This window comes from Rhizobium sullae (genome assembly GCF_900169785.1).
Lineage (GTDB): Bacteria > Pseudomonadota > Alphaproteobacteria > Rhizobiales > Rhizobiaceae > Rhizobium > Rhizobium sullae.
The window spans coordinates 1-19755 of the sequence record NZ_FWER01000076.1; the positions used below are offsets into that span (position 1 = coordinate 1).

The 19755-nt window shown below is 59.4% G+C and carries 21 protein-coding genes; 10 read left to right on the forward strand and 11 right to left on the reverse strand.

Features of this window, described 5'->3' with window-relative positions; translation table 11 throughout:
• Together BN1800_RS35705 and BN1800_RS35710 are read left to right on the forward strand one after the other, a co-directional pair.
• Positions 1–653: hypothetical protein (locus BN1800_RS35705; RefSeq protein WP_087005103.1), on the forward strand; the 653-nt coding region annotated here is incomplete at its 5' end.
• Between the two features lie 51 nt (positions 654–704).
• On the forward strand, positions 705–1205 hold the full coding sequence (locus tag BN1800_RS35710; RefSeq protein WP_087005107.1) for a DUF4334 domain-containing protein: 501 nt from the start codon (positions 705–707) through the stop codon (positions 1203–1205).
• 308 nt (positions 1206–1513) lie between these two features.
• Here BN1800_RS35710 and BN1800_RS35715 read toward each other — a convergent pair whose 3' ends face one another.
• Complete coding sequence (locus tag BN1800_RS35715) at positions 1514–2167, reverse strand: TetR/AcrR family transcriptional regulator (RefSeq protein ID WP_027513833.1); 654 nt, start codon at positions 2165–2167, stop codon at positions 1514–1516.
• Between the two features lie 285 nt (positions 2168–2452).
• Here BN1800_RS35715 and BN1800_RS35720 point away from each other — a divergent pair, with 285 nt between their 5' ends.
• The 5 genes from BN1800_RS35720 (at position 2453) to BN1800_RS35740 (ending at position 8249) form a co-directional block, all read left to right on the forward strand.
• Positions 2453–3016 (forward strand): TRAP transporter small permease, encoded by a 564-nt coding sequence (locus tag BN1800_RS35720; RefSeq protein WP_087005112.1) that lies wholly within the window; start codon positions 2453–2455, stop codon positions 3014–3016.
• Positions 3017–3026: 10 nt separating this feature from the next.
• The gene (locus BN1800_RS35725; RefSeq protein ID WP_087005116.1) at positions 3027–4307 is read left to right on the forward strand and encodes a TRAP transporter large permease; all 1281 of its coding nucleotides are present in this window, start codon (positions 3027–3029) and stop codon (positions 4305–4307) included.
• Between the two features lie 76 nt (positions 4308–4383).
• A complete protein-coding gene (locus tag BN1800_RS35730) occupies positions 4384–5400 on the forward strand; it encodes a TRAP transporter substrate-binding protein (protein ID WP_027513836.1) in 1017 nt (338 codons plus the stop codon).
• Positions 5401–5467: 67 nt separating this feature from the next.
• Positions 5468–6328: a shikimate dehydrogenase gene (locus tag BN1800_RS35735; protein ID WP_087005119.1), complete on the forward strand. Its 861-nt coding sequence runs from the start codon at positions 5468–5470 to the stop codon at positions 6326–6328.
• A gap of 31 nt (positions 6329–6359) precedes the next feature.
• Complete coding sequence (locus BN1800_RS35740; protein ID WP_087005122.1) at positions 6360–8249, forward strand: bifunctional sugar phosphate isomerase/epimerase/4-hydroxyphenylpyruvate dioxygenase family protein; 1890 nt, start codon at positions 6360–6362, stop codon at positions 8247–8249.
• 100 nt (positions 8250–8349) lie between these two features.
• Here BN1800_RS35740 and BN1800_RS35745 read toward each other — a convergent pair whose 3' ends face one another.
• The 3 genes from BN1800_RS35745 to BN1800_RS35755 are packed head-to-tail and all read right to left on the reverse strand — an operon-like array spanning position 8350 to position 9163.
• Entirely contained in the window at positions 8350–8535 is a 186-nt protein-coding gene (locus BN1800_RS35745; RefSeq protein ID WP_087005124.1) for a hypothetical protein, read from the reverse strand.
• Complete coding sequence (locus tag BN1800_RS35750) at positions 8532–8867, reverse strand: type II toxin-antitoxin system PemK/MazF family toxin (protein WP_087005150.1); 336 nt, start codon at positions 8865–8867, stop codon at positions 8532–8534. Before BN1800_RS35750 ends, BN1800_RS35745 begins: the two co-directional genes overlap by 4 nt.
• Positions 8864–9163, reverse strand: a complete 300-nt coding sequence (locus BN1800_RS35755) for a CopG family ribbon-helix-helix protein (RefSeq protein ID WP_027513963.1) — start codon at positions 9161–9163, stop codon at positions 8864–8866. Before BN1800_RS35755 ends, BN1800_RS35750 begins: the two co-directional genes overlap by 4 nt.
• Before the next feature lie 393 nt (positions 9164–9556).
• On the opposite strand from BN1800_RS35755, the gene BN1800_RS35760 reads away from it, so the two are divergent.
• Positions 9557–9742 carry a hypothetical protein gene (locus tag BN1800_RS35760; RefSeq protein WP_027513783.1) on the forward strand — a complete coding sequence of 62 codons (186 nt, stop codon included), beginning with the start codon at positions 9557–9559 and terminating at the stop codon, positions 9740–9742.
• 80 nt (positions 9743–9822) lie between these two features.
• Here BN1800_RS35760 and queE read toward each other — a convergent pair whose 3' ends face one another.
• Genes queE through queC form a run of 3 tightly spaced genes read right to left on the reverse strand, consistent with a single transcriptional unit; the run spans position 9823 to position 11623 of the window.
• A complete protein-coding gene (gene queE / locus BN1800_RS35765; RefSeq protein ID WP_087005127.1) occupies positions 9823–10560 on the reverse strand; it encodes a 7-carboxy-7-deazaguanine synthase QueE in 738 nt (245 codons plus the stop codon).
• Positions 10557–10913: a 6-carboxytetrahydropterin synthase QueD gene (queD, locus tag BN1800_RS35770; RefSeq protein ID WP_087005130.1), complete on the reverse strand. Its 357-nt coding sequence runs from the start codon at positions 10911–10913 to the stop codon at positions 10557–10559. Before queD ends, queE begins: the two co-directional genes overlap by 4 nt.
• Positions 10913–11623 (reverse strand): 7-cyano-7-deazaguanine synthase QueC, encoded by a 711-nt coding sequence (queC, locus tag BN1800_RS35775; protein ID WP_087005132.1) that lies wholly within the window; start codon positions 11621–11623, stop codon positions 10913–10915. Before queC ends, queD begins: the two co-directional genes overlap by 1 nt.
• A 184-nt stretch (positions 11624–11807) precedes the next feature.
• Between queC and BN1800_RS35780 the strand changes: the two genes are divergently transcribed.
• Entirely contained in the window at positions 11808–13250 is a 1443-nt protein-coding gene (locus tag BN1800_RS35780; protein ID WP_087005135.1) for an FAD-binding oxidoreductase, read from the forward strand.
• 350 nt (positions 13251–13600) lie between these two features.
• On the opposite strand, the gene BN1800_RS35785 is transcribed toward BN1800_RS35780, so the two are convergent.
• Positions 13601–14377: a phosphodiester glycosidase family protein gene (locus tag BN1800_RS35785; RefSeq protein ID WP_087005138.1), complete on the reverse strand. Its 777-nt coding sequence runs from the start codon at positions 14375–14377 to the stop codon at positions 13601–13603.
• Between the two features lie 589 nt (positions 14378–14966).
• Here BN1800_RS35785 and BN1800_RS35790 point away from each other — a divergent pair.
• On the forward strand, positions 14967–15197 hold the full coding sequence (locus BN1800_RS35790) for a hypothetical protein (protein ID WP_027513777.1): 231 nt from the start codon (positions 14967–14969) through the stop codon (positions 15195–15197).
• An 83-nt stretch (positions 15198–15280) separates the two neighbouring features.
• Here BN1800_RS35790 and BN1800_RS35795 read toward each other — a convergent pair whose 3' ends face one another.
• Genes BN1800_RS35795 through BN1800_RS35805 form a run of 3 tightly spaced genes read right to left on the reverse strand, consistent with a single transcriptional unit; the run spans position 15281 to position 19277 of the window.
• A complete protein-coding gene (locus tag BN1800_RS35795; RefSeq protein ID WP_087005141.1) occupies positions 15281–16351 on the reverse strand; it encodes an alcohol dehydrogenase family protein in 1071 nt (356 codons plus the stop codon).
• 16 nt (positions 16352–16367) lie between these two features.
• Positions 16368–17747, reverse strand: coding sequence for an aspartate aminotransferase family protein (locus tag BN1800_RS35800; protein WP_087005143.1), 1380 nt, complete (start codon positions 17745–17747; stop codon positions 16368–16370).
• A 33-nt stretch (positions 17748–17780) separates the two neighbouring features.
• A complete protein-coding gene (locus BN1800_RS35805) occupies positions 17781–19277 on the reverse strand; it encodes an NAD-dependent succinate-semialdehyde dehydrogenase (protein ID WP_087005146.1) in 1497 nt (498 codons plus the stop codon).
• Between the last annotated feature and the right edge of the window lie 478 nt (positions 19278–19755).

The following is a 19755-nucleotide window of genomic DNA, read 5'->3' on the forward strand; positions in this document are numbered from 1 at the left end:
CATTCGATCCGATCGAAAGCCGCTATCTCGAAGCAGCGCCTTCGGCCTTTCAGGTCAGGACGCCATACTCGCGCAGTGTCGTGAATGAAATTCGAGAGATCCCCTTTGCGCGCTGGGACGCGGATCGCCGACTTTGGACAGTGCCTTATCGAGCGTTCGACGAACTGCGCCGACGGTGGTCAGCGATTGAAGCGGCGGCTGAGCGTAACGAACCCGAGGTGAAGAAAGCGCGTCGTGAGGCGATGAAGGGCACGGATGAAGCGGAGGCATGGAAGGCGAAACTGAGGGAGCGCCGGCGAAAACGGTATCCTGTGCCTGCTGAAGATCTCCCGCCGTTCGAGCGCGCGATCGGCACGCATGCTGGTGTGGTTATCTTCACCGGCACGGACGGCGAGTTGGCAGATCCGGTGACTGTCAGCACGTTCTATTTTCCTGCAACAGAGCGCGTACAGTATGTCTGGGTATCATCGCGACCGGGTTCGCTGGAAGAGCTGGTGACAACGTGGCCCGCACGAACGCCACCCGGAGATGAGGAGATCGCACGCGGCTGGTGGCTCCCGGACCTGGAGGAATTGCGGACGGCTCGGCGAAAGGCCAGATCAAAACGACGCACCAAGCAGCGCCGGGAAGAGGAGCGCGACGATACAGCGTAGATCGTGCCCAACGTCGCCGGGAGAGGAGCGTCCGGATTGAGTGAGCAGCAGATGCGGAACGCGCTTGATGAATTTCAACGCTTGCCGCCGATCGAGCCGCGCGAGATGATCGGGCTATGGACCGGTCGGGGCATTCCGTCCGACCATCCCTTCGACGGCGTGCTAGAAAATCTCGGCTGGTTCGGCAAGCGGTTCACGCCGGATTTGCGCGCGGATGCGCTTTTGTTTCGCTTCGGGGAGCGGGAGCTGATTCCTATTGATCCGGCAAGGATACCGCTCCGGCTGGCTCTGCGTATCCGCAAAGTGGGGAAAACGCGAGCCGCGCGCAAACTGTTTTCGTATCTTCAGCGCAAACTTCGTGCCAAAGGCCCGGTGGCTTCCCTGAAAACAATGTCGTTCCAAGGCGTCGCGAGTGCCGCGATGATCTATGACGATCAGCCCATTATCGACCACTTCCGCAAGATGGATGATCGAAAAATCATAGGAGCGATGACGATCCAGGGAGACGATCGGATTTATTTCTTCAAACTCGAGCGGGTTGATGAGCCGTGAGCGCTGACTGGATGGGTAGGGCTTGAATTTCCGACAAGCAATTATCATCTGTTGCCTACTACCCGTTTCGATGACCGCTTTGTCGCAGCAGCTTGTCTGTCGTGCGCGGTTGTCCGGGTGTGATAGGGCGCTCCCCGCAAGGGTCGAGCGCCCTATTTTTGTCTAATGGGAAGCTCGCTCGAGCATATCAAAGACCGCGGCGTTACGGAAAGACACTGTCGCCGCGGCCTGATGGCGAGCAGGTTAACTGTGCCGCTGCCAGCCAGCGCTGCACATGGACACCCGCGGTATGGCTGCTCTTTCAGAGCCTATGCAGGAGACGGGCAGGACTTGAGATAGCTGACGACGGCATCCGCGATCATTCCGCGGTGTCGGTCGACCGTTTCGCTTTCGGAGAGATCACGCCTGAAAATCGTGCCGAAGGTATAGCGGTTCGAGACGCGGAAGAAGCAGAAGGCGCTGATCATCATGTGGACGTCGATCGGATCGGCCTTCCGGCGAAAAACGCCCTGTTCGAAACCGCGGTCTAGGATGCCGGCGATCGTCTCTATGACCGAGACGTTGAGGTCGCGGATGGCCTCCGAGCGCAGCATATGCGCCGCGTGGTGAATATTCTCAATACTTACCAGCCGGACGAAATCCGGGTTGGCCTCATCGTGATCGAAGGTCGTTGCGATCAGCGTGCGTAGTGCTGCTTCCGGCTCAAGGTTCGAAAGCTGAAGATCGGCTTCCAGCGACCGGATCTTGCGGTAGGACTGCTCCAGCACGGCGAGATAGAGACCCTCCTTGCTGCCGAAATAATAATAGATCATCCGCTTTGAAGTGCGGGTCTTCTCCGCGATCGCGTCGACGCGCGCGCCGGCAAGGCCATGGGTCGCGAACTCCTTCGTCGCGACGACGAGGATATCCGCCTGTGTCCGCTCTGGATCGTTCTTTCGTCCGTTTTCGGCCCGCTCCGCCATCTCTTGCGACTATGCTCCCTAAACCGCTGTTTCAAATAGTCAAAGCGGCAGCTGTGGGCGCGGTTGTGCTATCGCATCCGTGCCCGAGAACCCAAGTCATATTCACCTTGCACGCCGGTTTCAATAGACTGCGGCTTGACATTCGAACTAGTTAGTACATTTTTGTAGCAAGACTACGGACCTGGAGGAGGGACGTCGGCGAGATCTCGTCAGAACATGTTCCGCATGCCTGACGGACGACCAAAAGGGCCACTCGATCGGTGGCTTACGCTTTGGGAGGAGCGAATGACCCGCATCATCGATTTCTATTTTCTCGTGTTGAAGGTGACGATCGCGCTGCTGTTGGCAGGCATGGTCGTGCTCGTCTTCGGCAATGTCGTCCTTCGCTATGCCTTCAATCAGGGCATCACGTCCTCCGAAGAATTGTCGCGGATGTTCTTTGTCTGGCTGACCTTCCTCGGCGCTGTTGTCGCGATGCGCGAGCATGGCCATCTCGGCGTTGACTCAGTGCTTCGACGTCTGCCACCCGTCGGCGCCAAGATGGCGGCTCTTGCCGGCCACGCGCTGATGCTGCTGGCGACCTGGCTCTTGATCAGCGGCAGCTGGACGCAAACGCTGATCAATGTGCATGTGGCAGCGCCTGCGACCGGCATTTCCATGGCGTTCTTCTACGGCGCCGGGCTGGCGTTCGGCATTCCGGCATTTCTCATACTCCTGTGGGATGCTTTCGCGATCGCTACCGGCCGTATCGATATCACGACGGTCGAGCTTGTCCGCGACAGCGAGGAGCAAGTCGCACTCGAGGATCATGCCGATCCGCCACTTGCCAATCTCGTGACAAAGCATTGAGGGGCCGACAATGACTGTATCCATCTTCCTCGGCGCGCTTCTCGGACCCATGGTGCTTGGTGTGCCGATCGCCTTTGCCCTCATCATCAGCGGCGTCGCGCTGATGATGTATCTTGGCATGTTCGATCCGCAAATCGTGGCCCAGAATGTGCTCAACGGCGCCGACAGCTTTCCACTGATGGCGGTGCCGTTCTTCATGCTGGCAGGCGAGGTGATGAATGCAGGCGGTCTCTCCCGGCGTATCATCAACCTGGCGATGGTGATGGTCGGCCATATTCGCGGCGGCCTCGGTTTCGTCGCGATCTTCGCCGCCTGCGTCATGGCAAGCCTCTCCGGCTCGGCGGTTGCCGATGCCGCGGCGCTCGGCGCACTGCTTCTGCCGATGATGTTGAAATCCGGCCATGACCCGGCGCGCGCCGGCGGCCTGCTCGCGTCGGCCTCGATCATCGGCCCGATCATTCCGCCGTCGATCGGCTTCATTCTTTACGGTGTCGTGGGCGGTGTCTCGATCACGAAACTCTTCCTGGCCGGCATCTTTCCTGGCCTTATGATCGGCGCAGCGCTCTGTATCACTTGGCTCATCGTTGCGCGCAAGGAACAGTTCCAGCTTCCGCCGAAAGCAAGCGGCGCGGTGCGGATGAAGGCATTCGTCGAGAGCATCTGGGCGCTTGCGCTGCCGCTCATCATCATCGTCGGCTTGAAGTTCGGCGTCTTCACACCGACTGAAGCGGGCGTTGTCGCCGCCGTCTATTCGCTCTTCGTGTCGATGGTCGTCTACCGCGAGCTGCCGCCTGCAAAGGTCTTCCACGTCTTCGTGTCGGCGGCGAAGATCACCGCGATCGTCATGTTCCTGGTTGCTTGCGCTGCCGTTTCCGCCTGGCTGATCACGGTTGCGGACGTTCCCGGCGACCTTGCCGCTATGGTCGAGCCCTTGATGGATAATCAAACGCTGCTTTTGCTCGCGATCATGGTCCTCGTCGTTGCCGTCGGCACGGCGATGGACATGACACCGACCATCCTCATCATGACGCCGGTGCTCATGCCGATCATCAAACAGGCGGGAATCGATCCTGTTTACTTTGGCGTGCTCTTCATCATCAACAATTCGATCGGCCTGATCACGCCGCCGGTCGGCACCGTGCTCAACGTCATCTGCGGCGTTTCTAAGCTTTCGATGGAGCAGCTGATGAAGGGTGTCATGCCCTTCCTCATCGCAGAACTGATCGTCCTGCTTCTGCTCGTCCTGTTTCCGCAACTGGTGACCGTTCCGGTTTCCTGGTTCGGGCACTGATCTTAGCTTCGCCGGCAACGGCGATGGAATTTCAACGCGGCCGGAGGGAGTGCCGGCCACAACCTGGGAGGAAAACATGCTGAATAAATTGACGAAGCTGGCGTTGGGATTGGCATTGCCGATCGCCCTGCTGGCAACCGGCCCCGCGATCGCCGAAATCCGCGGACACCAGCTGAAATTCGCCTCGGCGAACAACAAGGGCCATCCCCAGGTCATGGGCATGGAGAAGTTTGCCGAGCTCTTGAAGGAGAAGAGCGGCGGCAAGATCGAGGTCAAGCTCTTTCCGGGCGGCGTGCTTGGCGGGGATGTACAGACCGTTTCAGCGCTGCAGGGCGGCGTGATCGAAATGACCGTGCTCAATGCCGGCATTCTCGCAAGCAATGTCAAGCCGTTCGGCGCCGTCGACCTGCCCTTCCTCTTCAATAGCGGCGAGGAAGCAGACAAGGTGATGGACGGACCGTTCGGCTCCGGCCTGATGAAGCTTCTGCCGGATACCGGCCTCGTCGGACTTGCCTATTGGGAGCTCGGTTTCCGCAACCTTACGAACAACCGCCACGCGGTCACCAAGCTCGAGGATATCAAGGGCCTGAAGATCCGCACGATCCAGTCGCCGATCCCGATCGAGCTCTTCAACAGCCTCGGCGCCAATGCCGTGCCCTTGCCTTACACCGAACTCTATACGGCGCTTGAGACGGGCACTGTCGACGGCCAGGAAAATCCAGCCGCGAACATCATCAATGCCAAGTTCTTCGAAGTGCAGAAGTACATGACGGTGACCCGTCACCAGTACAATCCGCAGATCGTCCTCATCAGCAAGAAATTCTGGGACGGATTGAATGACGAGGAGAAGGCCCTCTTCCAATCCGCGGCAACGGAAGCCCGCGACTATCAGCGCAAGGTCTCGCGCGAGATGGACGCCAAGGCGATCGACGAGATCAAGAAGACCGGAATGGAAGTCAGCGAACTGAGCCCTGAGGAAACGCAGAAGCTGCGCGAAGCCGTCAAGCCGTTGATCGACAAATTCAGCGCCCAGATCGGCACAGACACCGTCGCCCAGCTCATGAAGGAGCTCCACACCGCGCGCGGACAATAAGCAAGGACCGGGCCCGCCCGAAACAGCGGGTCCGTTCTCCTGTCACTGGAAATCACGGAAAAGACGGATGCCCGAGACACTCATAAGACCACTGAGGGCCGGATTGATCGGTGCCGGGATCCAGGCTTCGCTGACGCCTGCCATGCATATGGAGGAGGGTGCTGCGCAGGGTCTGAACTATGAATACGAACTGATCGACCTCAATCAGATCGGCGCCGCACCAGCCGACCTGCCGAGGCTTCTAGCCGAAGCCGAAGCACAGGGTTTTGCAGGCCTCAACATCACCCATCCCTGCAAGCAGGTCATCATCCCCTATCTCGACGAGCTATCGGCCGAGGCGCGAGCGCTCGGGGCCGTCAATACGGTCGTCTTCAAAGACGGACGGCGATATGGCCACAACACCGATTGGTGGGGCTTTGCCGAAAGCTTTCGCCGCGGATTACCGGACGCCGATCTCTCTTCGGCCGTTCAGCTTGGTGCTGGCGGCGCAGGCGTTGCGACCGCCTATGCGATGCTCTCGCTCGGCATACAGAGATTGACAGTCTTCGATCGAGAACCGGAACGTGCCGTCACCCTGACCGAAGCGATGTCGCAGCGCTTTCCCGCTGCTGCCATCACGGCCGGAATGGACTTGGCATCGGCGATGCGGCAGGCATCCGGCCTCACACACGCAACGCCAACTGGGATGGCGAAATATCCGGGCATGCCTTTGCCGCCGGAGCTGCTTGAGGAACGGCATTGGGTCGCCGAGATCGTCTACTTCCCCTTGGAGACCGAACTGCTGCAGCAAGCCAGGAAACGCGGCTGCCGGACGCTCGATGGCGGCGGCATGGCGGTCTTCCAAGCGGTTGGCGCCTTCCGTCTCTTAACCGGGCGAACGCCGGATGCAGCCCGGATGCTTTCGCATTTCAAAGCCATGACCGAATGACCTTCCATTCGACACCGCAAGGAGCAGGCCGATGAAGACGTCTATAGCGACTGTATCGTTAAGCGGCGACCTCCGAGACAAGCTGGAAGCGATCGCGAAAGCCGGTTTCGATGGCGTCGAAATATTCGAAAACGACTTCCTCATCTTCGACGAGAGCCCGCGTCAGGTGGGCAAGATGGTGCGCGATCTCGGCATGGAGATCACACTCTTCCAGCCCTTCCGGGATTTCGAAGGCATGCCGGAGCCGCTCCGTAGCCGCACATTCGACCGCGCCGAGCGCAAGTTCGACGTCATGCAGGAAATGGGGACGGATCTGGTGCTCGTCTGCTCCAACGTGTCGCCGGCATCGCTCGGCGGCCTCGACCGGGCAGCAGTCGACTTTCATGAGCTTGGCGAGCGCGCGGCAAAGCGCGGCCTCAAGGTGGGCTACGAGGCGCTGGCCTGGGGGAGGCACATTCACGATCACCGCGATGCCTGGGAGATCGTGCGCCGCGCGGACCACCCCAATATCGGCCTGATCCTCGACAGCTTCCATACGCTGTCGCGCAAGATCGACGTCAATTCGATCCGCTCGATCCCGAAGGAAAAGATCTTCATCATCCAGCTAGCCGACGCGCCTCTGATCGACATGGATCTGCTTTTCTGGAGTAGGCATTTCCGCAACATGCCGGGCGAGGGCGACCTCCCGGTCCTCGATTTCATGAAGGCGGTCGCGGCGACCGGATATGACGGATATCTGTCGCTGGAAATTTTCAACGACCAGTTCCGCGGCGGCTCGCCCGCTGCAATCGCAGTCGATGGCAGGCGCTCGTTGATCTATCTCGGCGATCAGGTGAAACAGCAGGACCCGGAGAGTTCCTTGCCCGTCCCTGCGATGCCGCCGCGTGCCTCCGTCGAAGGCGTCGCCTTCGTCGAGTTCACGGTCGACGAGGACGAAGCGCCGCAGCTCGAAACGCTGATTGCAAGCCTCGGTTTCCGGAAGGTTTCGAGGCACAAGACCAAGAGTGTTGCCGTCTTTCGCCAAGGGGGCATCAATCTCGTCGTCAATACCGAGCAGAAGGGCTTTGCCGGCGCATCCTATGCCGTCCATGGCACTTCGGCCTACGCCGCCGGCTTGATGGTCGCCGATGCGAAGGCCGCGGTCGAACGCGCCGTAGCTTTAGGCGCTGAGCGTTTCCGGCAGCCGATTGATCCCGGCGAGATCGAGATGCCGGCGGTGCGCGGTGTCGGCGGCGGCATCCTCTACTTCCTCGACCGCAAGACGAAGCTTGGCCGCATATGGGAGATCGAGTTCGATCCGGTCGAAGACACGGCAGCCCCGCAGCCTGCAGGGCTGCAATCGATCGATCACATCGCCCAGACCGTGAAATATGAGGAATTGCTCACTTGGCTGCTGTTCTACACGTCGATTCTCGATGCTCATAAGACGCCGATGGTCGACATCATCGATCCGTCCGGCATAGTGAGAAGCCAGGCCATAGAAAATGCCGACGGGTCGCTGCGCATCACCATGAACGGTGCCGAAAATCGCAACACGCTTGCCGGCCACTTCATCGCCGAAACCTTCGGCTCCGGCATCCAGCATCTGGCCTTCAAAACCGAGGATATCTTCGCCACCGCTGCGGCCCTTGCCGCGAACGGCTTCGTATCGCTTGCGATCTCGCCGAACTATTATGACGATCTGGAAGCCCGCTTCGGTCTGGACGCGGAATTTGCGGAGCGATTGAAGGCGAATAACATCCTTTATGACCGGGATGAGCATGGCGAATATTTCCAGCTCTACAGTCCCACCTACGGCGAGGGCCTGTTCTTCGAAATCGTCGAAAGGCGCGGCTATCGTGGCTATGGAGCGGCAAATGCCATTTTCCGCATCGCTGCGCTTAGAAAACATCTGCGACCGGCCGGCGTTCCACGTGCCTGAATGCGGGCCTACTGATCATTATCGAAATTATTGGTCAGTGCAGCACCATCTGGCGCATGGTCGCTTGGCGAGGTGGCAAGGTCCTGAATGATCCGTCTAATCAGAGCGATATTCCAGGGGGCTGCTGGATTCTCTCATTGTCGAATTCCGCTTCTAAGCTCTGCGGACGATGGTCATTTCCGCGTCGAGCTGCGTGCCTTGCTTTTCGATCGTTGACCGCGCCCGCTGCCGCGACGACCGTGCCGTAGTCTTGAGACACGACCCTTCCCTTGCCGTTGGTCATCATAGGTCGCGGCCTCCTAAGCCGAAGAACCGGGCCATCGCCGCGTCGACTACTGCCATCGTTTCCGAATCCAGCCTGCCGAATACCGCGCCTGTCTTTGACCGTGGTACGGTCATGGTGCGGTCGACCATCACCTGTGACGGTTTGCGCAAGCCATTGTTGTCATCCGGCTGCACCGTGATGCGGATTAAGTGCTCGTCATGGACGTCGCTGGTTATTTGCAGCAAGGTCACGGAAGGGAGTTCGGCAAATGCGTCATCTTGCACAATGAGCGCAGGGCGCGGTTTGCCATAGTCACCACTGACGGCGATCGTCACTAGGTCGCCGCGCTTCATGCCTTCCATTCGTCCTTGAGCTGTTCTTCATCAAAGAGTATGTCCAGCTCCTTCAAAGACTTTGCCTCGTCGCTCTCCGGGTTGCGGGCGCGTTTCGCCACGGCAAGCGACTGCCGCCGCGCCTCGACCTCAAATGCCTTGCGCTTCTGGCGTTCGACATAGGCTCGCATAAAATCCCGCAATAGCTGGGCGGCAGGCCGATCTTCAGATTCCGCCGCTTGCGTGAATGCCGCCTTCAAGGCGGGGTCGATCCGGAAATTGAACGTATCACCCTTGGGATGACCGGCGCGGGGCATGACAACCTCATCATGTGTTACATATTGCACCTATAATGTAGTTACAATTTTGCCCCTGGCAAGCTATCGTTCCAGTTCAAGATTGCGGCCCGCGCGACGCCTGCCATTATCTTACGGGCGAGGATATCTTCGCCACTGCTGCGACCCTTGCCGCAAACGGCTAAGGGCTGACAATGAGCCCTGCGTGCCAGACCTACCCTCGAATAGGGGAAGCTGATGTGCCGAAAGGCTAGCTAACGGCAAGCGCTAACTTCTGCGAAAATAGCCGTCACTCAGTTGAAGGCAGGTTCTCTGGGGTTGGTGGCAGTCGGTAATACAACGACCTAGCTTTAGAAAATGTCTTGTGAACGATCTGCGATCCTCAGGCGTTATTCTGGCAAGGAGGAAACGATCATGAAGAATATGAACAACCGGCAGGTCCATGTTCCTGGCCCTCACGAGCGCGACGTTGCCGATCACTGCAAGAAACTTGGGGTTGATCCGGCAGAGGAGCGTAAGCTCCTGCGGCTGCTTGGCAAGCATGCACCGCTTCATGAAATCCGGGCGAATGCGCCGCCGAAACAACCGCGTTTCCGCTGAACGATCTCGTATTTGCCGGGTAGCCAACGAAGCGCTGACCTTCACATTGCCTTCGTCCCAAATAGCGCCGAAGGAAATCGTCAGACGCCGCGTTTGTTCCCCCAAAGCAGCACGTGCAGTTGCGGCAGCACGCGCGCCTCGAACCACCGATCTTCGGTCACCTTGTCGATCAGCCAGAGCATCCGGTCCATGATGCCGTCGACATCGACCTTTGCATCGTCATCCGCAGGTGGGGGCGGCGTGTGGTTGCCGGGTTGGAGATAAACCGGAAGCCTGGGATAGCGCGCCGCCGCCGCTCGAGCATAGAGGTAGTCGCGGTCGTCGAAGATAACGATCTTCAGTGCAAGCTGCGGCTTTTTCCCAGCCATTCTCAGGCAGGCGCCGAATGCGCTCCAGTCCGTCTCCATGCCGCTCGACGGCGGCTTCGGGCTGAGCACGAGGACGTCGAGATCGGCAAACCAGTCCTTGGCGACGCTGCCTTGGGTCTCCAGCGCGAAACGATAGCCGTCCTCATGCCCGCGCTCAAGCAGCGGGCGAAGCGGCTGGATCGCCGGGTTGCCGCCCGACAGCGACACCGTCAGCGGTTTGTTGCCCGAAAGCCGCACGACCTCCTGCCAGATATCGTCGACCGACATCGGATGCCACTGATCGCGATAATCGCTGTCGACCGCATGCAGCGTATCGCACCACGAACAGCGATAATCGCAGCCCCCCGTCCTGACGAAGACCGTCGGAAGTCCGATCAGGATGCCTTCTCCCTGGATAGTCGGCCCGAAGATTTCGCTGACACGGATGTGCGTTTCTCGCGCGGCGCTCATGGCCGGTATTCCGCCCAGGTCTTCGGCGTTTCACTGACGCGCACGGCCGAAGTTTCCGGCAGGCGCTCCTTGCACCAATCGTAAAAATGCTTCGCCAGACATTCCGCCGTCACCTGATCATGACCGAGGACCTCGTTCAGATGACGATGGTCGAAGCACTCATCGATGTAGCGCTTCAGCGGCGCGAGTTCGTGGTAATCGCGGACAAATCCGTGGCTGTTGAGTGCTACTGCCGCAAGTTCCACCTCGACGACGTAATTGTGTCCGTGGAGGCGGGCGCATTGATGATCGGTGGGCAGGCTTGTGAGCTGATGAGAGGCGGAGAAATGGAATTCCTTGGTGATGCGAAACATCATTTCACCTCTTTGGCCAAAAAGCCCGCGGTTGCAGCCGCCCAGAAGTCCGGGTCTTCGTAATCTGTCGGATCCTCTATACCGGCCAGATGAAACGCCTCGCGCCGTTCGACGCAGGTACCGCAGCGGCCACAGTGGCGCGCGCCGCCCTTGTAGCACGACCAGGTCTCAGCGAACGGTGTGCCGTTCCTGGCACCATCGGTCACGATGTCTGCCTTTGAGACGGTGACGTAAGGCGCAAAGAGGGAAACGCTGGCATAGCCGTCGAGCGCCTGCTTCTGCATGTCCTGGAACGCCTGGATGAAGCCCGGCCGGCAGTCCGGATAGATGAAGTGGTCCCCGCCATGCACGGCGACTGCAACCGCGTCGGCCTTTTGTGCCGCGGCAAGCCCGAAGGCGATAGAAAGCATGATGGCGTTGCGATTCGGGACGACCGTCGCCTTCATGGTCTCTTCGGCATAATGTCCGTCGGGAACATCGATGTCGTCGGTCAGGGCCGATCCGGTGAGATGACTGCCTATATTCCTTATGTCGATGATCTGGTGGGGCACGCCTAGTCTTTTGGCGCAGGCGGCGGCGAAGTCCAGTTCCTTGCGATGCCGCTGTCCGTAGTCGAAGGAAAGAAGGCCGGTGAGTTCGTGTTCCGCGGCAACCTTGTGCGCGAGCGAAACGGAGTCCAATCCGCCGGAGCAGATGACGATGGTTTTCATGATGGATCCCTTGTTTTGACCGGGTGGGCTGCGACCGGATTACTGGAGCGCTTCTAAAGCAATCGAACCGGCTTGTGAAGGGTGCTGGCTGGAATATCCATTAGCATTTCCTTGCATAAGAAGTGCACGAAGCGCAAAATGCCGCCACGGCGGAACGGGGCTCTGCCGCCTTGGGGAGGAAATCATGGACAACTTGAACCTTACGACCCTGCACAAGGGCCAAACGGCCGTGACGAACGTCGCGATCGATGCCTTCGCCGCAGGTTTGCGCGGCAGATTGCTCACTGAGAAGGATGCCGAATACGACGAGGCACGGGCCATATGGAACGGCATGGTCGACCGGCGCCCGGGTCTCATCGTGCGCTGCGCTGGTGCCGCCGACGTAATGAGAGCAGTCCGGTTCGCGCGTGAAAACAATCTTCTGCTGGCAGTGCGTGGCGGCGGGCATAACATCGCCGGCAACGCAATCTGTGAAGGTGGCCTGGTCATTGATCTATCGCCGATGAAATCGGTAAGGGTCGACCCGGGGACAAGGCGCTTGCGGGTCGAGCCGGGTGCAACGCTTGCAGACGTCGATAACGAAACGCAGGCTTTCGGGCTGGCCTTGCCGACAGGGATCAATTCCACGACCGGCATTGCCGGGCTCACGCTCGGTGGCGGCTTCGGCTGGCTCACGCGCAAATTCGGTCTGACGATTGATAATCTCATTTCGATGGAGGTGGTGACTGCTGACGGCAAGCTGGTGCGCGCAAGCGAGAAGGAAGAGCCGGATCTGTTTTGGGCGCTGCGCGGCGGCGGTGGTAACTTCGGGGTGGTGACCTCCTTTGAATTCCGGCTCCACGACCTACCGGGCGAGGTTCTGGCGGGTCTGGTCGTCCATCCTTTTGCCGACGCCGAAATGGTGCTCAGAGAATATAGACAGGTGCTCGAAACGGCGCCGGACGAACTCACATGCTGGGTGGTCATGCGTCAGGCACCGCCGCTGCCTTTCCTGCCTGCCGAGTGGCATGGCAAGGAAATCCTTGTGCTCGCCATGTGCCATTGCGGTGACATCGAAGCGGGCAAGGCGGCTGCCGCGGGGCTTCGTGCCATCGGCAATCCGATTGCCGACGTCGTCGGTCCGGCGCCCTTTGCCGCCTGGCAACAGGCATTCGATCCGCTGCTGACGCCGGGCGCCCGCAACTATTGGAAGAGCCAGGATTTCGCAGAACTTTCAAATGCGGCGATCGCGGTTCTCCTCGATGCCGTTCGCAAGCTTCCGGGGCCAGAATGCGAGATATTCATCGGCCATGTGGGCGGTGCGGCGGGCCGCATCGCAGTGGAGGCGACGGCTTTTCCCCAGCGCAACTCGCATTTCGTCATGAACGTACATGCGCGTTGGCGCGAGAAATCGATGGATGGCGCCTCCATGGCTTGGGCACGCGAGCTTTTCGAAGCAACGAAGGAGCACGCCATCGGCACGGCTTACATCAACTTCATGCCTGAGGACGAAACCGATCGTGTCGAGACGGCCTATGGCGGCAATTATCAGCGCCTGACCGAGATCAAACTGCGTTACGATCCGCAGAATCTTTTCCGCATGAACCAGAATGTGACGCCACAGGCGGAAATGCGGGCCGCCAGCTGACCGGTCAGCAACACAACGGATGACACGTCAGGTGCCGCCGCAACGCTTATCATCGGCGGCACGCGTGAATGAAACCAGACGCCGCGTTTCGAGTGTGGCGCGGATCGCGTTCTTCGGCGCTGCGATGGCTCCGGGCGGCTATCAGACGTGCGAGGCAGCGTAGGTTCACAATCAGGGGCAAGGATTTTGGTCTTTGGACCATCGGTATCGTCTTCACGAGTAGAGCGGCAGGACCACCCGGTTTTGTATGTGCCGGATCTCTTGTCGAAGGTGATCCTCCGCAGGTCGCAGTGACCAACCTCCAGCCGACTTTTAGGGTCACCAAAGGTGTTGCGTCGCCGTTCGTGGCGTTATTCTACAACTCCAAAGATCGGGCCAAACCCGCCATGCCAGGATCTGTCATTGCGGCCCATGGCAGGGTTGTAAATTCCCACACCTCGCCCACCGTCGAGAAACAGTGCATTGGGGCATTTGAAATGGTCGCGGAAGAGGCGCGCGAATTCATGGAAATTCACCGTGTCGTCGCTTGCGGCAAAGCGAACCGTGCCACCGCCGCAGACTCCCACACCGCTCCGACGGGTTCGGTCTGTCGAGCCTAAAATAAAGGCCGGATGCAGCTTGTTCTGCATGACAAGCAATGGACCAGACTGGGTGGCGAACCGCACCTTGGGCCGAAGTTTCAAAAATTGATCCGTCGGGAGTATTCGAGCGCCTGCGTCGTCAAGAAAGAACACGCCGTTGGGCTTCTTATAGAAATTTGGTAGCAGACCGGCTGAGCCTTCACCTCCGGCCGTATTGGCGGGTCGTAATTCTCGGCCCTTCTCGACATAAAGTCCTATCGGCGAAAAATCGGCACGGTACATCCCTGCGTTCATCGCGAATGTCAGAGCTCGTCCCTCTTTTCCCACGGCTTCGGCCACGCGCGAGAAATAGCGGTAAGGCTCGCCATTAACGTCCTTCCAGAACAATCGCAGGTCAGCTTTCCCCGGTTCCACCGTGCAAACGATGTATCTCGCATCCTGAAACGTTTCTTGCCCACAATCCTGGGCAAGAGCCGGTGGCAAGGGCGTTATCAATGCAACCAGCATCATGACTGCGATTAGCACACCATTTTTCAGATACGTCATCGCTGCCGATACCTTTATTTCAAGTCTTATTGGACCGCTCTCGTCTGCAATCACATGACACGGTTTGCTTGCCTTTCGAATGTGACGGCTTGCGAAAGTGGTGGCCACTATGGATAATTCCAGCAGTTCGAGGAAGACAGGTTCGGGCCAAGCCAGGGACCTTCATATCCCATGTTCGTTCGTCGCCGAAGGCGTGTACGATCCCGCGCGACGTCCTGCTGTCGACGCAGCGCTACCGAGCGAGACAGATGCGAAGCGCATGCCTTGAGGCGATTTTCGCTGAAGAGCTGAAGGGATCGAGGGGTTCATCGAGCTTTAATATGTCTGTGTTGCAGGGGTGTAACGATGGCATCCTTCGACCACGACATCCTCATCATTGACGGCGGTGGAGCGGTACGTCCTTGCTTCGTAGGGGCGCATCCGCAGCGGTTTATGCTATCTTGAACAAATGTCGCTTGCCGACGCCCCAAGGGTGTCCGCCAAATCCCGTCCGGGCGGTGGAAGGCTTCGTTCTGCGGGACGTATCGCAAAAGGCAGAACGGAACCAGGTTCATCCGGCCGCGGTTAAACGGAAAAGGAGGGTTCCATCATGGTGCCAAACGAAATGGATGTTGTACTCGCCACTCTTCCGCTGCGGGTCGGCACTTATGTGCCGGACGATCTGCTTGAGGACTGGTTTGCTCCTGATACAGGCATGAATCCGGTCAGCGACCAATGTCTGAAGGCTGCGAAAGCTTACGGACGGAAGTTTGAGTGCGAGTTCAAGTATTATACGGATCGCCAGGAAGGAGTCTTTTGGAAATTCGTCCCAGCTATGTGACACGCTGCGGGCAAACCATAATTGGAGACAGCCGGCGCCGGAAGATAGAGTTGCGGCGCCGAAGTCCATCCGCCGAATCTCACTTAGTCGGGAACCACGACGAGTTTTCCGATGAAGTTCTTGGCCATGAAATCCGTCTGAGCCCGATGAAAATCCGATAGCGGATAGACGCCGCCGACGAGTGGCTTGATCTTTTTTTCCTCGATATAGCGCACGAGCCGGCGGAAGTCGGCCCGCGTACCTTGGCTCGATCCATGCAGCTCCAATTGCTTCAAATACATCGTTCGAAGATCGAGTTGGACGACCGGCCCGCCGATTGCGCCCGCTGTCGTATATCGCCCTTCGGGGCGAAGGATTTTCAGGAGATCGTTGAACATCGGCCCGGCAACAAGATCGGCCACGACGTCGACCGGTTCCCCGCCCGCCGCCTGATGGACGGCTTCGACGAGGTCGCCCGCACCGCGCGTGATGACTGCTTCCGCGCCGATATCGAGCACCGCCTGCTCCTTGCCGGGACCGGCGATTGCGATCGGGATCGCGCCGCGCGCTCTTGCGAGCTGAATGATGGCCGAGCCGACGCCGCCCGATGCGCCCGTCACCAGCACGCGCTCGCCTGCGGCGAGCCGCGCCCGTTCAAGCATCCGTTCTCCAGTCAGATAGGCACAGCAGAAGGTTGCAAGTTCGATGTCTGTGAGGTCGGTGTCGACGACATGGGCGTTTTCGGCGGGCAGTGCCATATATTGGGCATAGCCGCCGTCCCGGCCGTGGCCCATGTAGTCGATGTCGGCGAGGCTGTCGTCTTCGCGATTGTAGATCGAGAAATCGACCATCACGCGTTCGCCGGTCCGGTTGGCGTCGATGCCGGCGCCGACCGCGACGATGTGACCGACGGCATCCGTCCCCTGGATGCGGGGGAACGTCAGCGTATTGCCCTTTCTGCGCCACGTAGAAACCGCCGACGGGTCGTCTTCGGTGCCATAGGCGCCCTGACGAACCCAGACATCGGTGTTGTTCATGCCGCAGGCCGTGACCTTGATGAGCACTTCACCCGCTGCCGGCGCCGGGACAGGGGTAGACTCGTTATAGACCAGCTTGTCGAGCCCGCCATGACCGACGAGCTGGACAGCAGCCATCGTCTTCGGAACAACGGTCATGTCACACACTCCCCCTTCAGATGGACTTGAAGACGCTGTCGATCGCCTCGGCCGCAGCCTTGACGACGATGTCGGCCTCGCCGCGCGTCAGGCAAAGCGGCGGCGCAAAGCCGAGGATGTCACCCTGCGGCATGGCGCGGCCGATGACGCCGCGTTCGAGCAATGCTGCTGAAACCTGCGGGCCGATCTTTTGCGAGGCATCGAAGAATTTGCGATCGTCCCGATCTGCAACGAACTCGACTGCCGCCATCATCCCGTCGCCACGTACTTCGCCAACGTTCTTGTGCCCGCCGACGGCCTTTGTCAGTTCCGAGCGGAAATAGGCGCCCGCGTCGCCGGCGTTCTTCACGAGATCAAGCTCATCGATCAGTTCCAGGTTGGCAATTCCAGCAGCGGCGCAGATCGGGTGCGCAGAGTAGGTCCAGCCATGACCGATCGCCCCCATCTGGTCGGAGCCCTGGACGAGAACCTGCCAGACTTTATCGGAAACGATAGTCCCGGAAAGCGGCGCATAGGCCGAGGTGAGACCTTTGGCGATGGTGATCAGGTCCGGCTTCATGCCGTAATAGTCCGAGCCGAACGTCGTGCCCAGACGCCCAAATCCGGTCACCACTTCGTCCGCAATGAGCAGGATATCATATTTCTGCAGCACGGCCTGGATCTTCTGCCAGTATCCCTTTGGCGGCGGAACGATGCCGCCTGTTCCAAGGATCGGCTCGCCGATGAAGGCGGCGACGGTTTCGGGACCTTCGGCAAGTATCATCTCCTCAAGCTTGTCGGCGCAATGTTGCGAGAACTGCTCTTCGTCCATCGAGCGGTCGGGGCGGCGGAAATAATAGGGAGCTTCCGTGTGGAGGATGGGCGCGCGCGGCAGGTCGAAAGCCTTATGGAAAAGTTCAAGCCCCGTCAGCGAACCCGTCATGACGCCCGAGCCGTGATAACCCCGCCAGCGCGAGATGATCTTCTTCTTGTCCGGACGGCCGAGGATGTTGTTGTAATACCAGATGAGCTTGATGTTCGTCTCGTTCGCATCCGAACCTGAAAGACCGAAGTAGACGCGGCTCATGCCTTCCGGCGCACGGTCGATGATCATCTTCGACAGCGTTATCGATGCTTCCGTGCCATGGCCAACATAGGCGTGATAATAGGCTAGATTCTTAGCCTGTTCGGCGATCGCATCGGCGATCTTTTGCCGGCCATAGCCGACATTGACGCAGTAAAGTCCAGCAAAGGCATCGAGGCTCGTGCGGCCGCCCGTATCGGTGATGTAGACACCCTCGCCGCTGCCGATCACCCGCGTCGGCGTCTCGCCGCGTGCATGCGAGCCCATATGGGTGGAGGGGTGGAAGAAATGATCCCGGTCCCAGGCGTTGAGTTCGTTGCTTCTTTCCAGCATGGCGTTGTCCTTGATGTTAAAGAGTAAGAGGCCTCAGGCGGCCGTGTCGATGCAGAGGTATTTGAGCTCGGTGAAGGCTTCGATGCCATGCCTTGAGCCCTCGCGCCCAAGTCCGGACTGTTTCCAGCCGCCGAAAGGAATGGGGCCGCCGGTGATCTTCACCCGGTTGATCGCCACCATGCCGTATTCGAGCGCCCGTCCAAGACGCAGCTGCCGGGCGCCATTTTCCGTGACGACATAGGCGACGAGACCGTATTCGGTGGCGTTCGCCCTTGCGACCACTTCGTCTTCCGTGTCGAAGATGCTAACGCCCGCGACAGGGCCGAAAGTCTCCTCGCGCATGATGAGGGCATCGTCAGGAACGTCTGTGAGCAGCGTCGGTTCGAAGAACAGTCTGCCGGCGGTATGACGTTTGCCGCCGGTTACCAGTTTTGCTCCGCTCTTCAACGCATCGGCAACCTGTTCCTCGACTTTGACGACGGCACGTTCGTGGATCAGCGGGCCGATATCGGCGTCCGCCGAAAGACCGTCTGCAACCTTGAGCGCTTCGATGCGTCGTGCAATTGCCTCAGCGAAACGATCGGCAATGGAGCGGTGCACGAAGATGCGATTGGCTGCCAGGCAATCCTGGCCCGATGTGGCGAACTTGGCGTCGATGGCAATTTTGGCAGCACGCTCGATGTCGGCATCGTCGAATATGATAAGCGGCGCGTGTCCGCCAAGCTCCATCACCAGTCTTTTCATGGTCGGCGCGCATTGAGCGGCAATGAGCTTGCCGATGCCGGTCGAGCCGGTGAAGCTCATTGCCCGGACGCGCTCGTCCTCGCACATGCGGCCGACGATGGCTGCCGCATAACCGGTGACGACATTGAATACGCCCGCCGGAATGCCGGCGCGCTCGCCGAGCTCTGCAAGTGCGAGTGCAGAAAGCGGGGTCTCGGATGAAGGATGAGAAACGACGGTGCAGCCCGCAGCAAGTGCTGCCGCCGCTTTGCGTGTTATCATGGCGGATGGAAAATTCCACGGCGTGACGATGCCGACGACACCAAGCGCCTCGCGGCGGACGATCATCTCTGCATCCGGCAGATGGCTGGTGACGTTTTCGGCGTTCAGCCGCTTGCCTTCCTCAGCGTACCACTCGACGAACGAGGCGGCATAATCGATCTCGCCCAGGGATTCCGAAAGCGGCTTGCCCTGCTCGAGCGTCATGATCAAGGCGAGATCGTGCTTTGATGCGAGCATGAGGTCGTGCCAGTTGCGCAGGATTTTTGCCCGGTGCTGCGGCAGCATGGCCCGCCAGGCAGGCATCGCCAGCGCCGCCGCGTCGATCGCCGCTGCGGTCTCGTCCGCGCCGAGGCTCGCTACCCAGGCAACGGTTGTGCCTGAAGCAGGATCGGTGACCTCGAAGCTCTTGCCGGCGTTACCCGCCGACCAGCGCCCGCCGACATAGGCGAGATTGCGCAGGAGATGCCTGTCCTTCAGGCGCGAAAGCGCATTATGAAATTCGGGGCGGGCAAAAACCGCGGTCATGATTTGTCTCCTCATTGCCGACGGCGAAGTCTCTCACAGGAGCAGACGAGAAATTGTCTGTTGCCGGCGGCCTGAAGAGAGAGATTGACTAAGGCCACGGCCAATCGCGGCTGATCTATCTACGAGCCGGATTGCGTTTCGAGCATCGCGATCAAACGTTCTTCAAAACTATACCTTCTATACGCCAGACTCCCAGCGGCTCGGCGACGTGTCGTCGTCATCGATATATCCTGGGATCAACGCAGTCGGGACAGGAAGCCTCAGGCTAAATCCGCTTCTGTGTCGAGCTTTGCAGATCATCGATTCATTGGCACCGGAAAATCAATCCGCTGTTTTTCATGCCGTGGTTCCTACAGTTTCCAGTAGTGGACGGCGAATCGTCTTTGGCCTATCGATGGACCCATGCGATCGTCCCTGGAACATCTGCCGGAAGAAAAGCAGCGCGAGCTTGCCCGCGTTGTTTCGATCATCCATGAGG

What these genes read in the sequence shown, in the direction of transcription:
- BN1800_RS35710 (WP_087005107.1), top strand. Translation starts at nt 705, where the DNA reads ATGCGGAACGCGCTTGATGAATTTCAACGCTTGCCGCCGATCGAGCCG.
- BN1800_RS35715 (WP_027513833.1), bottom strand. Translation starts at nt 2,167, where the DNA reads ATGGCGGAGCGGGCCGAAAACGGACGAAAGAACGATCCAGAGCGGACA.
- BN1800_RS35720 (WP_087005112.1), top strand. Translation starts at nt 2,453, where the DNA reads ATGACCCGCATCATCGATTTCTATTTTCTCGTGTTGAAGGTGACGATC.
- BN1800_RS35725 (WP_087005116.1), top strand. Translation starts at nt 3,027, where the DNA reads ATGACTGTATCCATCTTCCTCGGCGCGCTTCTCGGACCCATGGTGCTT.
- BN1800_RS35730 (WP_027513836.1), top strand. Translation starts at nt 4,384, where the DNA reads ATGCTGAATAAATTGACGAAGCTGGCGTTGGGATTGGCATTGCCGATC.
- BN1800_RS35735 (WP_087005119.1), top strand. Translation starts at nt 5,468, where the DNA reads ATGCCCGAGACACTCATAAGACCACTGAGGGCCGGATTGATCGGTGCC.
- BN1800_RS35740 (WP_087005122.1), top strand. Translation starts at nt 6,360, where the DNA reads ATGAAGACGTCTATAGCGACTGTATCGTTAAGCGGCGACCTCCGAGAC.
- BN1800_RS35745 (WP_087005124.1), bottom strand. Translation starts at nt 8,535, where the DNA reads ATGATGACCAACGGCAAGGGAAGGGTCGTGTCTCAAGACTACGGCACG.
- BN1800_RS35750 (WP_087005150.1), bottom strand. Translation starts at nt 8,867, where the DNA reads ATGAAGCGCGGCGACCTAGTGACGATCGCCGTCAGTGGTGACTATGGC.
- BN1800_RS35755 (WP_027513963.1), bottom strand. Translation starts at nt 9,163, where the DNA reads ATGCCCCGCGCCGGTCATCCCAAGGGTGATACGTTCAATTTCCGGATC.
- BN1800_RS35760 (WP_027513783.1), top strand. Translation starts at nt 9,557, where the DNA reads ATGAAGAATATGAACAACCGGCAGGTCCATGTTCCTGGCCCTCACGAG.
- queE (WP_087005127.1), bottom strand. Translation starts at nt 10,560, where the DNA reads ATGAGCGCCGCGCGAGAAACGCACATCCGTGTCAGCGAAATCTTCGGG.
- queD (WP_087005130.1), bottom strand. Translation starts at nt 10,913, where the DNA reads ATGTTTCGCATCACCAAGGAATTCCATTTCTCCGCCTCTCATCAGCTC.
- queC (WP_087005132.1), bottom strand. Translation starts at nt 11,623, where the DNA reads ATGAAAACCATCGTCATCTGCTCCGGCGGATTGGACTCCGTTTCGCTC.
- BN1800_RS35780 (WP_087005135.1), top strand. Translation starts at nt 11,808, where the DNA reads ATGGACAACTTGAACCTTACGACCCTGCACAAGGGCCAAACGGCCGTG.
- BN1800_RS35785 (WP_087005138.1), bottom strand. Translation starts at nt 14,377, where the DNA reads ATGACGTATCTGAAAAATGGTGTGCTAATCGCAGTCATGATGCTGGTT.
- BN1800_RS35790 (WP_027513777.1), top strand. Translation starts at nt 14,967, where the DNA reads ATGGTGCCAAACGAAATGGATGTTGTACTCGCCACTCTTCCGCTGCGG.
- BN1800_RS35795 (WP_087005141.1), bottom strand. Translation starts at nt 16,351, where the DNA reads ATGACCGTTGTTCCGAAGACGATGGCTGCTGTCCAGCTCGTCGGTCAT.
- BN1800_RS35800 (WP_087005143.1), bottom strand. Translation starts at nt 17,747, where the DNA reads ATGCTGGAAAGAAGCAACGAACTCAACGCCTGGGACCGGGATCATTTC.
- BN1800_RS35805 (WP_087005146.1), bottom strand. Translation starts at nt 19,277, where the DNA reads ATGACCGCGGTTTTTGCCCGCCCCGAATTTCATAATGCGCTTTCGCGC.